We start from the raw sequence: 14,833 nt of genomic DNA on the forward strand, positions 1-14,833 counted from the left end.
CGAGCCGCGCTCCCGTGCGGCGCCTGCCGACAGGGACTTAAGCAGTGAGCGAGTCGCGACGCCCCCTGTAATACCAACGGCTATGAGGGTGGCTGACGTGCGCCCAATCTCGCATTCCAATTGAGGTGATCGTTCCTGGTTGAGCGATGAGCCTTCGCCAAGCGTCACAAAGCGGCGTCGATGATGGCGTCGTAGTTTTCGAAGACGAGGTTTGAGAGCCAGTTCTGGCGTCGATACTGCCAGACATTCTCGACCGGGTTCAATTCCCGCGCCCGCGACGGCAAGAGGATCGACGTGATGTTTTTGGGAAGATCGAGCTTGCTCGTCGTACGCCCTCCTGCGTGGTCGAGCAGCAGCACGGCATGCGCGAAAGACGCGTCTCGCTCGTTCGGATCTCAGTTTCGAAGAAAAGCCACGACTGCCTCGCGCGCGGTTCGCATCCTGGTCGAAGGCCGAGAACTGCGAGGGGGCCAAAGACCGTCCGCGTCGAGCGCCATCAAATCGAAAATGGAGCCGAAGCCTTGGCCGAATTTGCGGCGCTAACCAGAGCTCATGGAGCGGACGGGTTTTTTTTCGTCCCCGCAATTTAAGTTCCGGCGGTCTGACAGGCGGCGCGCTGGGCAAGCGAAAGCCCCGCCCGGTTCGACGGAGCGGCTCCAGCAAAAGGAAAATCCTGTGCATTGGATGGAGCCGGAAGCCATTGGCGGGAGCCGGCGTCAGGCGCGGCCGCGCCTCTGCGGATCGCCGTCACGGACCATTGAAATGCACGGCTCCGAGATTGTCGCAATCGTAGCCGCCAAGACTTTTCGCGCGCTCGCGAAAGGCCGCGCTTGCGCAGAATTTCATGAAGCTCTGGAAGGGCGGATCGAAATAGCTCTTGCGCCAGACCAGAAGGTCGAAGCGCTCGACCACGAGCGGCGCGAAAGCGAGCCCGAATTGTTTCGCCACGGCCTCGATCCCGAGCCCGACATCGGCGCGGCCGGCGGCGATCGCCGTGGCGAGATCGGTTTCCGTCCGCTCGACCCAGTCGACGATATGCAGATCCGACTTGCGCAAGCCCTCATTCGTCAGGAGCGTCGAGAGCACCAGTTCGCTGCCGGCCTCCGGCTGGCGCGATTGAAACCGCAGGTCGCCAATATCGCCAAGCCTTGCGATCCGGCGCGTTTCCGTCTGCCGATACATCAGCCCGCGCGTGCGCTTCGTCCATTCGATCAGCACGACGGGCTCCTGGCCGAGATCGCGCTTCACGGCCTCGACGTTCCAGTCAGTCGCCGTCTCGGAGGGAATGTGGAGCCCTGCGGCGAGACAGCCGCGCTGCCTGAAGCGCGCGAGCCCGTCCAGGGCGCCGTCGAGGAGAGCGGCGATGCCGGAGCGTGATTCCCTTAACGCCCAGTCGAGCAGCGGATCGTGCCCGCCGGCCATGATGAGGGGCAGGGGGCTGGTCTCCGCCGCCTTCGCCTGTTGGGGCGCGCCGTCCCGGCTCGCAGCGATCCACTCCTCGATTTCCTTCTTCGGGAACAGAAGCTTGCCGGTCACGCGCCGCACCGGCAGGGCCTTGCCGGAGACGAGATCGTAAATCTTGCGCTCCTTCACCCGCAGCAGGGCGGCCAGTTCGCGGGTCGTGAAATAATCGGACATTCTCACCCTCTACGGCGCTTTTCCGGAAAATTCGCCTAGTTTCAACGACGATCAAATGGAGCGCTATCCTAACGCAAGAAAACCCGGCCTGTTACACCGGCGGGCGCCGAAAAGCTGTGCGAACATGTGCGAAAATTACGCATGACTCAGCCATAGCAATAAAATATGCGTAGGAACACAAGCTGAAACATCTCGCTCAAGCCGGGCGCGCGAGTCGCCGGCCGGCGCCATCAGGACGTTCGCCATGTTCAGATTTTCCGGCATTGCCTTGGCTTTCGCGCTCGCCTTCATAGCCTCGCCCCTGCGCGCCGAGGCGCCGGCGCCTAACGCGGCGACGCAGGCGGGCGCGGCCACGGTCACCGTCTTCGCGGCGGCGAGCCTCAAAAACGCCCTCGACGCGGCGGCGGCGGCCTTCAAGACGAAGACCGGGATCGAGCTGAAGATCAGCTATGCGGGCTCCATGGCCCTCGCCAAGCAGATCGAGTCGGGCGCGCCAGCGGACGTCTTCTTCTCCGCGGACGAAGCGTCGATGGATTATCTGGCGGGGAAGGGCCTGATCAAACCGGATACGCGGGTCGATCTGCTCGGCAACGCCCTCGTCGTCGTCGCGCCGAGAACCGCGAAGCTCGACAAGCTCGCTTTCACCAAGGACGCCTTCACCGCTGCAATCGGCGCCGGCAAGGTCGCGACGGGCGATCCCGCTTCCGTTCCCGTCGGCAAATACGCCAAGGCGGCTCTCGAAAAGCTCGATCTGTGGGCGACGGTCGAGCCCCATTTCGCTTTCACCGACAATGTGCGCGCCGCGCTCATGTTCGTCGTGCGGGAAGAAGCGCCGCTCGGAGTCGTCTATCTCACGGACGCGAAATCGGAGCCGAAGGTGAAGATTGTCGCCAGCTTCCCGGCAAGCTCGCATCCGCCGATCGTCTATCCGATCGCCGCCACGTCGACCGCGACGGGAGACGGCGCCGCGAGGCTGCTCGCTTTTCTCAAGAGCGAGCCGGCCAAGGCCATCTTCGTCGAGCAGGGATTTGTCGTGAGATAGTCGAGCGCACGGTTCATTCGTCCAATATGCCGACCACCTGTCGCGTCGCCGGATCGACGATGGCGATGCGCCGGTCGCTGACGACAAAACGATAGTCGCGCAGGCTCGGCGCCTGCGCGACTAGCTTGCGCGGGAAAATGGCGAGATGAGCGCGGCGCGGCGCGATCGCCCCGATTTCCGCTTTGAAATCCTGGCTTCTGACACGCGCCGATCGCCAGTCGACGACTGTCTGATAGGCGAGTCGCCGTTGCTGCGGCGACAATCCGAGCGTGGCCGCGTTCTTTCTACTCTCATCGGCGGCGACCGCGTAAGGGTCGGAGCGCGCGTAAAGATGACGCGCGCCGGCGTTCGCTTCCTGCGTTTCGAGCCGCGTGGGCGGCAGAGTGAGCGCCCTGTTCCGCTCCGCCTGAAAGGTCTCGGAGCGGGCGTCGGGAATATCGCGCCGATGCGCGCCCGGTCCGATGAAATTGAGCAGATACACGGCGGCCGCGAATGCGGCGAGCTGCCCGGCGATGACGCGAATCTGCAAGCGCCCGGCTTTTCCCTCCCATTGCTCCGCGGGGTTTTCGACAAGGAGCGCCGCACGGGTTTGCGCCGCGCGCCGAGCCGTCTTTCTGTCCATCGCCGTCGCGGCGACATGGGCGATGAGCGCGTCGCGCGAGGCCTGTTCGGAGGCGGTGTCGAGAAGCCCGTTGAAAATCAGATTGTCTTCCATGGAGCGCAGGAGAACCTTGCGCCGCATGAGTTCGCGCGTGGCGTCGACGATCTCCTGATAGGTTTCGCCGAGCGCGCCCAGTTCATCGACGACGAGCATGTCGCCCGGCGACAGATCGTCGTGAAGCCGCGGGCGCACGGCGCTTCGTCGCGGCGGGCGCACGATCGCCTGGTCGATAGCAAGGCCCGTCGCCTCGGCTTCTTTCCATGCGGCGACGGCCTGCGTTGATCCCCGGTCTCCGTAAAGATATGTCGTCATTCCGCCCCGCCGCCGTTCGGCCTATTTCGCTTCCGCGCCCGGCTTCGCCGGCGGCCGGATGACGGGCATGGAGTCGGGGTTCGGCGCAGGCGGCCGCTTCTCGGCTTCGCTGTCGATGCCGGGTTTCGGCTTGAGAACGCCTTTTTGCCGATCGAGCTTTTCGCTCAGCGTGTCGCCGCTCTTCTTCCCGCCGGTTCCCTGCGTCGCCTCGGCGCCGCGCGCGGAGGCTTGGGCGAGCGCCAAAGCGCCGATGAAGCAGATCAAACCAAAGAGGCGCGCACGCATTCCGCTCTCCTCACCGTCGCATCGATGGGTGAGCTATCGCCAAAGGTCGGCAAGGCAAGCGCGGGCGGAGTAAAGCTTCGCGTCAGGCTGAAAAACGGGGGCCGGAAGCAGGTTCCGGCCCCCTTCGAACGATCTCGCCTTCCGTCCTACCGCGCGCTGGAGGTCGCGCCGGAGCCATAGCCGCCATTGCCGGCCGGTCCCGCAACGCCGTCCTGCGCGGCGGAAATCGCGCCGCCGCGCAAAGGAGGGACAACCGTCTCGGGCGCGCGCGCCTCGGCGTCGCAGATCGACACGATAAGCGCGCCGAGGACGATGAGATAGGCGGCGACGATGTCTCGCATCGTCCGGGAGCGGAGATAGGACGCGACGACCTTGCGCGTCGCGTCGGCGAAAATTGAGAAATGCGACATGTCCCTCCACCTCCTTGGACGCGACAATGTCGGCGCAATCCATAAGAATCGTTGTGGCGGACCGATAAAATTGTGTGGAAACGGTGAGTTTGGTGCGCGCGGCTCGCCCGCAGCCAGCCGCCTTCTGCAGCGAAACGCCCGCCAAAAAAGCCGCCGGCATGTCGCCATGCGAGCGGCATGCTCTGCCTGAGGCGCGCGTCAGGCGGCTGGTTGCGGCGTCCGCGTCTTGCGGGACGGCCGCCGTCTCGAGCGCTTTCGCGTTTGATGCGGCTGATGCGGCGGCGTCGTCACCGACGCCTCGGCATGGGTCTCAGGGGCGGGAACTTCCGGCCGTAGCTCACGATAATGGCGTCTCGCCGACTCGATGAGATCAAGGCCGCCATAGCCGTCCAGCGGATAGATGGCGATGCCGGCCGGCAGCGACGGGGCCCCCTCGTCGATGAGGTCGCGCCGTCGCGCCGCCGCGGTGAGACGCGATGCGACCGTTTCCAGATCCTTTCGGCCGGCGAGAAGGCAGATCGAAACGAGGATCTGTCTGCCGTTTATGATCGCCACATGGTCGGTCTCACGGAGGGCGCGACGGAAATCCTGCGCGAGCGACGCAATGAGCTGGTCGGAGCCCTCCGCGCCATTCTCCGCTTCGAAAGCGACGAGGGCGGGGAATTCAAAATAGATCAGCCCGACGGTGCGGCTCAGCCGCACGGAGGCCTCGGCGGCGGCTTCGATTTCGCGCGCGAGGATGTCGATCCTGCTCGATGACTTGAACGGATTCTGGGGAAGCGTGCGGGGCACGAGGTCATATTGCCCCGGCGCCGGCTTCCAGGGCGCGGGGTTCTGCGCCTCCGTTCGCTCCTCTTCGGGCTCCTGGTCGGAGCGGTTCAGCAGATAGTAAAGACCGCCCAGGACGGTGAGCACGCCTGCGATCACGCGCAGATACGAGAAGATATCGGCGTCTTGCGGCATGTCTCGAACCTCCGTGACGACAGCGCGTCTCGTCGACAACTGGGCGCCGGCCTTCGGCGCGGGCGGCGGCGCCGCGTCAGCTTCTGGCGGCGTCTGCACATAAGCCGCCGGCTCAAGGCCCGATTCCAGCCTTTCCAATGAGCCGATTCGCGGTTGCCAATTTTGCGCGAGAATTTGGTCCATCTCGCGGCGATCGAGACATGCCCCTCCGCGCATCGTCGCCGCGATGAGCGAAAGAAGGTGCAGCGTCGCCGGATAATAATTCTGGCGGTCGGAGAAGCGGTAAAAGCTTTGCGGATATCCCGTTCCCTGGCAACTGCACCGCAGCAGAGCGGCGACCGCCTGATAGCCGGGTTCGGCGAGAGCTTCGCCGGCGCCCTGCGTCGCCACGATGGCGGCGCCCGTCCTCCACGCCGAGTCGAAGACGCTCAGCCGCTCCGATGTCGCGGCGTCGGCCCAGAAAAGATAGAGCGGGATGCGCAGCGCATCGTAACCGAAACGTTCGTCGAAGCCCTGGGCGGGCGAGAGGTTTGGTTTCGCGAGCGACAGCCAGTCGGTTGGGAGCTTCGCCTTTCCGAACTGCGCGCGGGCGATCAGGTCGAGGCCGCTCTGCATCACGGCGTTCCAGTCGAAGGCAGGGTGTAGCTGCGCGAGGCGGTAGAAGGCGGGGAAGACCCAATAGGAGAGATTGACCACCGGGCCGTCCGGGCGCTCCTTGGGTCCGAACCCTTCGGCGGCGGGCATGAGCACGGGCCCGAAGGCGCGCGTCGGCTTGACGAGCTTGGCGGCGATCTCCTTCGTCATCGCTTGCGCGGCGCTCAGATAGCCGGAATCGCTCCAGTAGTCCGCCGCTTCCGCAAGCGCCCAAGCGATGAGAATGTCCCCGTCGCTCGCATTATGCGGGTCCTGCTTGTAGCGCGGCTGCCCCGTCCAGCGCCACGCCGCGAGATTGTCCTTGCGGGTGTTGAGATTAAGCGTCGTCCAGGTCAGGATCTGATCGAAAGCCGCGCGGTCGGCCGCCGCGGCGGCCAGCAACAGGCCGTAACCCTGTCCTTCGCTATGGCTGAAGGCGCCGTTGCCCGTGTCGATGACGCGGCCGGCGTCGCTGACGAAGCGGCGCCGCCAGGCGTCCCAGACGGGGCTGCCGCGCAACATGCCCCCGATCGCGACCGGTCCGGACGGGGCCAGGATCGCCGCGTCGGCGAAACCGGCCGCCCGCGCGGGCGCGAGATGCGCCGCGAAACAAGCGAGAATCCCCGCGACAGAGACTCGTAGCAAGCTGATCTTCATGAAAAATCTCTAATTTCCCACACCGCACAGGCCGTGGTTGCAGATTTCCGGGATTGCACTGCTCTTGGATGATTACTCATGAGTTACAGCATTGATCTGAAAAGTGTAAAATCCGATTTCCCGAGAGCCTACATTTGTCCGGATTGGAATTCGATCAAATCGATTTTTCTGTCGCATTTCCGCGTTTTCGCCGCCTTTGCAGCCCAAAAGAACAGGCGGGGCTAGACGACGGGTTCAGATCTTGCGCAGACGAAACCACCTCCTTCTTCTCGGCGCCTCCCTGTCTTTCGTTTTCGGGCAGAGGGCTGCGATCGGCCAGTATTATTACCCTCGCGAACCGGGCGGCCCCTACGCCTATGATCGCGGGCTCGCGAGCCCCTATGAGGCTGACCCGGACGGCGATTATGACCGGCCGACGCGCGCGCGTCCGCGCAGGGGCCTTGCGCCGCGCGAACGGGATTACGGCGACGATGCGCCGGACCGCGACCCCGTCGGCCCCGCGCCGGGGTCGCGCCGTCCGACCCGCCTCGCTTCCCTCCCGCCCGACGCCGATCCCGCCTATTCCACGCCGCTCGACTTCGACGACCAGGTCGATCCGGGCGTGTCGACGCGGGAGCTGGTGGACGATCCCACGGGCAGGCCCGCCGGGACGATCACGATCGACACCAGGGCGCGCAAGCTCTACCTCTCGATGGGCGGGGGCCGGGCCTATGAATATGGCGTGGGCGTCGGCCGCCAGGGCTTCGCCTGGAAGGGCGAGGCGCAGGTCGGGCGCAAGGCCTATTGGCCGGGCTGGACGCCGCCCAAGGAAATGCTGCTGCGGCGCCCGGACCTTCCCGACCATATGGAAGGCGGCCTCGAGAACCCGCTCGGCGCCCGTGCGCTCTATCTCTTCCGGGGCGCCAAGGACACGATGTTCCGCATCCACGGCACCAATGAGCCGGACACGATCGGGCAGGCCGTGTCGTCGGGGTGCATCCGCATGCTCAACGCCGACGTGATCGACCTTTATCGGCGCGTCTCTAAAGGAACGCGCGTCGTCGTCCTCTAGATGGCCGCCGCATTCACGGCCGGCGCCTTTTTCGCAGCGCGCTCAGGGGATCAGCGGTCCCGCTCGTCGAGCGACTGGACGAGCGCGACGAGGCGTTCGGGAACCGGCTCGCGGAGCATGGTCTGGTAGTAGTCGCGCAATTGGCGGCCGAGGCGGTCTTCCGTCTCGGTCTTCCGACGGGCGGCGAGAAGCGCGGAACCTTGATCGCCGCGCAGCGGAGCGACGGTCGCGGCCCCTTTTCCGGTTCGCCTCAGCATGGCGGAGCCCGCGCGATCGTCATAGGCCTTGCGGGGGGAAGCGCTCCGGGCGCCGCCTGCCTCGCTCGGGTTGAGCACGGATCCGAACTCGAGAAGGTTCATGGGCGCCTCGCGTCTTCGCGAGGGAACGCCGTGGGAGACGGCGATCGAAACTCGCGCGGAATCGAGGAAAATTGAAAAGAATTAATTAACCGTAAACTTCCTCCAGACATCTCTTTTCCCGTTGACAGGCGGCGCCCGTTCGGCCTGGCTTCCGCGTCGCCCGCTTTGCCGCGCGCCGCCGCACACCAGGGGAAAGAATTTGCTGCTCTTTCTATGCGCATTGCCGATGTGGCTCGGCGCCTTCTTCACCGTCCTCCTTCCGACCGCCCTTGCGATGCTCGGGCCGATTGTCGTGAGGAAGCGCTATCCGCTTTCGGTCCTCGTTAAGAACAATGAGATCGCCGGATTCAAATTCGCCACGGTCGGCGTGATTTACGCCGTTATTCTCGCCTTCGCGATCGTCGCCGTCTGGGACAAGTTCAATGAGGCGGAGGCGCTCGTCTTGAGAGAGGCCGGCGCGGCGGCGACGCTCTATCGCATCTCCGCCGCCGATGAGCCCGATGCGCGCGCCATGCGCGAGGAGATCGGCAATTACCTGACCGCCGTGCTCGAAGACGACTGGCCGAAAATGGCGGTGTCGCAGGAGGGGCGCGAAGCGGCGAAGGCGCTCGACCGCCTTTATGCGGCGGCGATGCGGTTTGGCGAAGGCAAGCGGCAGGCCGTCGGCGTCGAGATCATGAAGGAGCTCGGCGCCATAACGGAAGCGCGACGCGGCCGGCTGCATCACGCGATGGGCGTCGTGCCGCCGGCGCTATGGCTGATGCTCGTCTTCGGCGCCTTGCTGACGATCGGCTTCACTTTTTTCTTCGGACTCGAAAACCTCAAATCGCAGGTGACGATGATCGGAGGGCTGGCGTCGATTGTTTTCCTCGGGCTTTTCGTGATCATCTCCTACGATCATCCCTTTACGGGCGAGGTCTTTGTCGAGCCCCACCCCATCAAGGCCGTGCTCGACGACTTCCGCGCCGTCGAGACGCTCAGCGCGGCGCAAAGGCGATGACGCGCGCGGGCGCCCCGGAGCCTTGCGCGATCTTCATCGGCATGGCGATCACGAGCGCGCCCGTCGCCGGAAGCTGATCGAGATTTGTCAGGTTCTCGAGTCCCGGCACATTGGCTGCGCCGATTGTGCGGTGAACGAGAAAATCGTGCGACGGCCCGATGTCGACGCTCGCCGTGTCGACGCCGATCAGCGAGACATGGCGCTCGGCGACGAGCAGCGCGGCCGCCTCCGGTCCGAAGGACGGGAAGTGCAGATTATCGACCTTCCCCGGCGCGTCGTCGCCGAGATAGGCCTTGCGGTCCGGCCAGCGCGCGCTCCAGCCCGTGCGCAGGAGAACGATGGCCCCGTCGGGAATGCGCCCGTTCTTTTCTTCCCAGGCCGCAATATCGTCGGGCGCAAGCGCATAGTCCGCGTTTTTCGCCGTCTTCTCCGTCACGTCGATGACGACGGCGGGGCGGATGAGGCGATCGAGCGGAATGTCGGAATTGGTCCAGCGGCTCTCTGCGAAATGCATCGGCGCGTCGATATGCGTGCCGCCATGTTCCGGCGAGCAGAAGGCGTTCGAATAGTAGAAAAAGCCGCCCTTGGTGAAGCCCTTGTGCTCCTGCTTGAGTTGGAAGCCCGTCGGCTCGGTCGGCCAATAGATCGTGTTGGCGTCGTAAGGGTGGCTCAGATCCACGACCTTCGACGAAGCCAGATCGATCGTCTGCGCCGCGGCCGGGCGAAGAACCGTCGCGGCGATCGCCAATGCGCAAGGAATTCCCGTCAATAACCGACGCATCGCCCCTTCTCCCGGTAAGCGCCGCCGGCCGGCGCGAGAGGCGGCGAGATTGCCCGCTCGAAAGCCTTTTGCCAATCGTTTCAGCGGCGGATGGCGCGGCTCGTCTCAAATATCGCTTCTCCCCGCCGGGACCCGATCGCCGCCGGGACTGCGGCGCCGCGCGGCGGGAGCGAAAAAGCCGCGGCGTCGAATGGCGTCGTGGCTTATCTTCTTGCGCGCATGGCCGTTACGCGCAGTAGGGCGCGAGGCCGTCTTCGCCGCGCACGATATCCGCGATCTTGATCACCGCCTCGGTGCGGTTGCGCACCTGCAGCTTGCGCATGACGTTGCGGATGTGCACCTTCACGCTGCTTTCGCTCATGCTGAGCTCATAGGCGATGACCTTGTTCGACTTGCCCTTGAGCAGCGCGCGCACGACATCGTTCTCCCGCGCGGTGAAGTCGAGTTTCATCTCGCCGGACGCCCGCTCCGGCGCCGACTCCTGCCGCGTCTCCATCACGAGGTTGGGCGGCACGAAGACGCCGCCGACGAGAACCAGCTTGATGGCGCCCGCGACCACTTCGAGGGGCGTGTCGCTTGGGATGTAGCCCTTCGCGCCAGAGCGCAGACTGCTGGCGATCTGGGAGCGGCTCTCATTGTCCGAGAAGACAATGACCGGCACTTCCTTTTCCCAGTGGGACAATTCCTGGACGAGCTCCGCCTGCTCGCTGTCCATTTGCTTGTCGACGCCGCTGAGAATGATCACGCAGGCCGATGCGCCCGTGGGGTCCCGTTCCCAGGCTTGGACGTCGGGATAGGTCAGAACCGGAAGGCCGAGCTTCTTCTGGAGACATAAAGCCAAGCATTCACGGATCAGCGCTCGGCATTCGATGATGACGACGGAGGGTGCAAAAGAACCCTGCAAATGCGCTGTCGAAAAAATCTCGTCTCGCGCATAGATGTCGTCTTGAGCATCTCCAATCATAGCTACCCCCTACGCAAACGCAAACGCAACGCGCTGTTAAGCACAATTCATTTTTGTCTACATTTAGTTGGCTTGCAAGACAAATTTAATCTTCAAACTAGGGCTTGTCCGTGTCGGAGCGTTTTAGGGAGGAGTTCGAGATCATTTTCTTGGCGCGAATTCGTCTAATACTGTCGATAAATATCTATGTAACCGTTGCGAATATCGCATCTACAAGGGTGGGCGCGGCCGCGAGGCCGCGCCGGGCGGAATCGATCACCAGTAATACCGGCGCGGACCCCAATAGCGGTGGCCGTAAAAGGGCCGCGGGCGGTAATAGGGACGGTAATAGCCGCCCCATTGGCCTCCCGCGCGGCAGCCGCCCCACGGACCGCGATGGCCATAGGGGCCGCAGCCGCCCCAAACCTGGACAATCAGGCCCTGTTCCGACGGCGGCGCGGGAACCGGCATGGCCGCCTGCGCGGCGTCGAAGGCGAGCGGCAGAGCCGTAAAGACGCCGAAAGCGGCGGCTCCGATCAACGGTTTCGGGATCATGGCGACGTTTCCTTTTGTGCATTTGCGCAATTTGCGCGGCGATCTCAGGCCGATTCATCCGGCCCGGACATCATAACGCGCTGGCGCCCGGCGGCAGCGGGCGAAGGCCGGCGTTTGCGATGCGCTCTTGCGAAAATGGTGAACGCTTTCTGCGCCCTGCAATGGGCGGCGCACGGCCGCTCCGCCCGGAGGGTGCGTATTTTCCACAATAGCGCTCGCCCGGCCGCCGGCTGAAGATGACGGGACCGCGCCAGCCATGCGGGCGCAGCGCCATGCGATCGGACGAAAAGGCCTCAACCGTTCGGCGCAAGGGAAAAGCTCGGTTTCGCGGCCGGGCTTTTCTCCTTTCGGAGCGGAGCGGCGAGGCCGCGCGCCCGTTTCCATGTTATGCCGACGCCAGTGGGGTCGGAGGCGTCGATGATCATCTCCTCTGTCGCGGATTACCGCGAGGCGGCGCGGCGAAAGCTGCCGCGCTTTCTTTTCGACTATATTGACGGCGGCGCCTATGCGGAGGAGACGCTGCGCGCCAATGTCGCCGACTTGGCGACGATTCGGCTCCGGCAGCGTGTGCTGAGAGGCGTCGCGGATCTCGATTTGTCCGCCCGGTTCTTCGGCCAGTCGGCGGCGCTTCCCGTGATCCTCGGCCCCGTCGGGCTGTCGGGCATGTTCGCTCGTCGCGGCGAGGTTCAGGCCGCCGCGGCGGCGGCGAGGATGGGAACGCCCTTTGTGCTTTCCACCGTATCCGTCTGCTCGATCGAGGAAGTGGCGTCGCAAAGCGCGCGGCCGATCTGGTTTCAGCTTTATGTGCTGAAAGACCGCGGCTTCATGCGCCACGTTCTGGAGCGCGCCCAGGCCGCCGGCGTCCGCACGCTCGTTTTCACCGTCGATCTGCCGACGCCCGGCGCCCGCTATCGCGACGCGCATTCCGGCATGTCTGGCCCCTATGCGCGCCAGCGTCGCATTCTGCAGGCGATGACGCGGCCCGCCTGGGCCTGCGACGTCGGCCTGCGCGGGCGCCCGCACGATCTGGGAAACATCTCGAATTATCTTGGCGAGGCGGTGAGTCTCACAGACTATATCGGCTGGCTCTCCGCAAATATGGATCCGTCCATCGCCTGGTCCGATATCGAATGGGTTCGCGACTTCTGGAAGGGCGATCTCGTCATCAAGGGCGTTCTCGATCCGGGCGACGCCCGCGACGCGGTACGCTTCGGCGCGGACGGCGTTGTCGTCTCCAACCATGGCGGGCGCCAGCTCGACGGCGTCCCCTCCACGGCCAAAGCGTTGCCCGCGATCGCGCAGGCGGTTGGATCGGATCTTGTCGTCCTCGCCGACTCGGGCGTTCGCTCCGGCCTCGATGTGTTGCGCATGCTGGCGCTCGGCGCGCGCGGCGTGCTTCTCGGCCGCGCGATGGCCTATGCGCTGGCGGCGCAGGGACGGGCCGGCGTCGAAAACATGCTGCGTCTCATCGGCGACGAGCTGCGCGTCGCGATGATCCTGACCGGACAGGCTTCCGTGGCGAAGGCGAGCGGAGACATGCTCGCTTGACATGTCCGGCGCGGCAAGCGCTCGATAGATGTGGTTTGGACGCCGCCCCGCGCCTGCATGGCGCGACAGAGCGCAACCACGAGCCGGGGAGCGAAATCTGATCATGGCCGATGACGCGCACACGCCTGGATGCGGCGGCGAAGGCGTCGGGGAACAGGACCTCAAGAATGAGTCGCTTCGTTTCGTCGTTTGCGGTTCGTCCGGCGCCGGCAAGACGACGCTCGTCGCGCGTATGCTCGTCGACGCAGGGCAGATCCTGGAAACCTCACCTTCCGCACTCAATCCCGATCTAACGCGCAAAGCTGAATCGAGCGAGGCGGAGAAGGAGAAGAGGAGCGCGACAGACCGCGCTTACCAATGCTTCGAAACGCGCAGGCGCAGATTCCTCGTTACGGATATGGCGGGGTGCGATGCGCGCGATTTGGTCGCCGGCGCGATGGGCGTCGATCTCGCCGTGATGCTCGTCGACGGCGAACTGCCTGCGCCGGAGGAGACCCGCCGTCAACTGCTGATCGCGTCGCTGCTCGGCGTTCGGCGCCTCGTGCTTGTTGTCAACAAGATCGACCTGATCGATTTCAAAAGAGACCTGATCGAGTCGATCATCGAAACCTATTCAGCTGTCGCGACGGCGCGCGGCTTCGAATCGATCGCGTCGATTCCGGTCTCCGCGCGTTACGGCGACAATGTAACCTCAAAATCCGCCCGCACGCCCTGGCGCGATGGTCCGACGCTGCTCGACTGTCTCGAAGCGGCGCCGGCGGATAGCGGGATTCGCGACAAGGCGTTTCGCTTTCGCGTCCAATCCGCCGTTTTGTTGGACGGTGGTTTTCGCGGTTATTCGGGCCGCGTCGCGTCCGGGCGGATCTCCATTGGCGACCGGGCCGCGGATGCGGCAACCGGTCGTTATGCCGCGGTCTCGCGCATCGTGACCGATGACGGCGATCGTCCCGCGATTGGGGTCGGGCGGACGGCGACTCTTGTCGTCGAACCGGAGATCGAGCTTTCGCACGGCAATCTGCTGGTCGAGCCGACCGCGCGTCCGCACGTCGCCGATCAGTTCCAGGCGCACATTATCTGGTTCGGGCGTGAGAACCTGATCCCTGGCCGCGCTTATTTGCTGCGGACCGACTCCGAAAGCGTTTGGGTTACGGTGACGGCGCTGAAATACAGCATCGGCGTCGACAGCTTCGCGCATGCGGCGGCCAGGACGCTCTCGATGAACGAAATCGGCGTGTGCAATCTGTCGACGCAGCGCCCCATCGCCTTCGACAGCTACGCGGAAAACTCCGCGACAGGCCATTTTGAACTGGTCGACCGTTTTTCAAACGCGACCGTCGGCGTGGGACTTATCGACTTCCCGTTGCGCCGCGCGCAAAACGTCCATTGGCAGGCGCTGGACATCGACAAGGCGGCGCGCGCCGCGCAGAAAGACCAGTCGCCGGTCGTGCTGTGGTTTACCGGGCTTTCAGGCTCCGGCAAATCGACCGTCGCCAACCTCCTGGAGAAGCTGCTGCACGCAAAGGGCAAGCACACATTTCTGCTCGACGGCGACAATGTGCGCCATGGCCTCAATCGCGATCTCGGATTCACGGACGCCGATCGCGTAGAAAACATTCGCCGCGTTGCCGAGGTCGCGAAGCTGATGAACGAGGCCGGCCTGATCGTCCTCGTTTCTTTCATCTCGCCTTTTCGCTCGGAACGCCAGATGGCGCGCGAGATGCTGCCCGAGGGCGAGTTCATCGAAGTTTACGTCGACACGCCGATAGAAGAATGCGCGCGACGCGATCCGAAGGGGCTCTACAAACGCGCGAGAGCTGGCCAGATACAAAACTTCACGGGAATCTCTTCGCCATATGAGCCTCCTGAAACGCCGGAGATTCATTTGCACACGGTCGGTCGCGATCCCATCGATCTAGCGAAGTTGGTCGAAGCCTACCTCGAAGAAAAAATGGCGCGGGGCGCCTGATCGCCGCGAGAGGGCTTGCAGCGCGTCGG

The 14,833-nt window shown here is 64.4% G+C and carries 14 protein-coding genes and 1 pseudogene; 5 read left to right on the forward strand and 10 right to left on the reverse strand.

Going from position 1 to position 14,833, the window contains the following annotated elements:
• Positions 1-37: 37 nt before the first annotated feature.
• Positions 38-368: pseudogene (locus tag ACNHKD_RS07575) on the reverse strand (hypothetical protein); the annotation flags it as partial.
• A gap of 379 nt (positions 369-747) precedes the next feature.
• Complete coding sequence (locus tag ACNHKD_RS07580) at positions 748-1,638, reverse strand: substrate-binding domain-containing protein (RefSeq protein WP_442756461.1); 891 nt, start codon at positions 1,636-1,638, stop codon at positions 748-750.
• A gap of 244 nt (positions 1,639-1,882) precedes the next feature.
• On the opposite strand from ACNHKD_RS07580, the gene modA reads away from it, so the two are divergent.
• On the forward strand, positions 1,883-2,680 hold the full coding sequence (gene modA, locus ACNHKD_RS07585) for a molybdate ABC transporter substrate-binding protein (RefSeq protein ID WP_442756462.1): 798 nt from the start codon (positions 1,883-1,885) through the stop codon (positions 2,678-2,680).
• Between the two features lie 13 nt (positions 2,681-2,693).
• Here modA and ACNHKD_RS07590 read toward each other — a convergent pair whose 3' ends face one another.
• The 4 genes from ACNHKD_RS07590 to ACNHKD_RS07605 all read right to left on the reverse strand — a co-directional run bounded on the left by ACNHKD_RS07590 (position 2,694) and on the right by ACNHKD_RS07605 (position 6,601).
• Entirely contained in the window at positions 2,694-3,653 is a 960-nt protein-coding gene (locus ACNHKD_RS07590; RefSeq protein ID WP_442756463.1) for a DUF1236 domain-containing protein, read from the reverse strand.
• A 21-nt stretch (positions 3,654-3,674) separates the two neighbouring features.
• Positions 3,675-3,938 carry a hypothetical protein gene (locus ACNHKD_RS07595; protein ID WP_442756464.1) on the reverse strand — a complete coding sequence of 88 codons (264 nt, stop codon included), beginning with the start codon at positions 3,936-3,938 and terminating at the stop codon, positions 3,675-3,677.
• A gap of 146 nt (positions 3,939-4,084) precedes the next feature.
• Positions 4,085-4,348 (reverse strand): hypothetical protein, encoded by a 264-nt coding sequence (locus ACNHKD_RS07600; protein ID WP_442756465.1) that lies wholly within the window; start codon positions 4,346-4,348, stop codon positions 4,085-4,087.
• Positions 4,349-4,546: 198 nt separating this feature from the next.
• The gene (locus ACNHKD_RS07605; RefSeq protein WP_442756466.1) at positions 4,547-6,601 is read right to left on the reverse strand and encodes a glycosyl hydrolase family 8; all 2,055 of its coding nucleotides are present in this window, start codon (positions 6,599-6,601) and stop codon (positions 4,547-4,549) included.
• A 241-nt stretch (positions 6,602-6,842) separates the two neighbouring features.
• Here ACNHKD_RS07605 and ACNHKD_RS07610 point away from each other — a divergent pair, with 241 nt between their 5' ends.
• Entirely contained in the window at positions 6,843-7,652 is an 810-nt protein-coding gene (locus ACNHKD_RS07610; protein ID WP_442756467.1) for a L,D-transpeptidase, read from the forward strand.
• A 50-nt stretch (positions 7,653-7,702) separates the two neighbouring features.
• Here the strand turns inward: ACNHKD_RS07610 and ACNHKD_RS07615 are convergent, their stop codons facing one another.
• Positions 7,703-8,011: a NepR family anti-sigma factor gene (locus tag ACNHKD_RS07615; RefSeq protein WP_442756468.1), complete on the reverse strand. Its 309-nt coding sequence runs from the start codon at positions 8,009-8,011 to the stop codon at positions 7,703-7,705.
• Positions 8,012-8,210: 199 nt separating this feature from the next.
• On the opposite strand from ACNHKD_RS07615, the gene ACNHKD_RS07620 reads away from it, so the two are divergent.
• Positions 8,211-9,011, forward strand: coding sequence for a bestrophin-like domain (locus ACNHKD_RS07620; protein WP_442756469.1), 801 nt, complete (start codon positions 8,211-8,213; stop codon positions 9,009-9,011).
• Here the strand turns inward: ACNHKD_RS07620 and ACNHKD_RS07625 are convergent.
• The 3 genes from ACNHKD_RS07625 to ACNHKD_RS07635 all read right to left on the reverse strand — a co-directional run bounded on the left by ACNHKD_RS07625 (position 8,989) and on the right by ACNHKD_RS07635 (position 11,290).
• On the reverse strand, positions 8,989-9,792 hold the full coding sequence (locus ACNHKD_RS07625; protein ID WP_442756470.1) for a cyclase family protein: 804 nt from the start codon (positions 9,790-9,792) through the stop codon (positions 8,989-8,991). The two genes, ACNHKD_RS07620 and ACNHKD_RS07625, sit on opposite strands and share 23 nt — an antisense overlap.
• 226 nt (positions 9,793-10,018) lie before the next feature.
• Complete coding sequence (locus tag ACNHKD_RS07630) at positions 10,019-10,756, reverse strand: LuxR C-terminal-related transcriptional regulator (RefSeq protein ID WP_442756471.1); 738 nt, start codon at positions 10,754-10,756, stop codon at positions 10,019-10,021.
• Positions 10,757-11,011: 255 nt separating this feature from the next.
• A complete protein-coding gene (locus tag ACNHKD_RS07635) occupies positions 11,012-11,290 on the reverse strand; it encodes a GCG_CRPN prefix-to-repeats domain-containing protein (RefSeq protein WP_442756472.1) in 279 nt (92 codons plus the stop codon).
• A gap of 417 nt (positions 11,291-11,707) precedes the next feature.
• On the opposite strand from ACNHKD_RS07635, the gene lldD reads away from it, so the two are divergent.
• Both lldD and cysC read left to right on the forward strand, forming a co-directional pair.
• Positions 11,708-12,838 carry an FMN-dependent L-lactate dehydrogenase LldD gene (lldD, locus tag ACNHKD_RS07640; protein ID WP_442756473.1) on the forward strand — a complete coding sequence of 377 codons (1,131 nt, stop codon included), beginning with the start codon at positions 11,708-11,710 and terminating at the stop codon, positions 12,836-12,838.
• 103 nt (positions 12,839-12,941) lie between these two features.
• Positions 12,942-14,804, forward strand: coding sequence for an adenylyl-sulfate kinase (cysC, locus tag ACNHKD_RS07645; RefSeq protein WP_442756474.1), 1,863 nt, complete (start codon positions 12,942-12,944; stop codon positions 14,802-14,804).
• Positions 14,805-14,833 lie beyond the last annotated feature (29 nt).

This window comes from Methylocystis sp. JAN1, assembly GCF_052186135.1.
Classification (GTDB): domain Bacteria; phylum Pseudomonadota; class Alphaproteobacteria; order Rhizobiales; family Beijerinckiaceae; genus Methylocystis.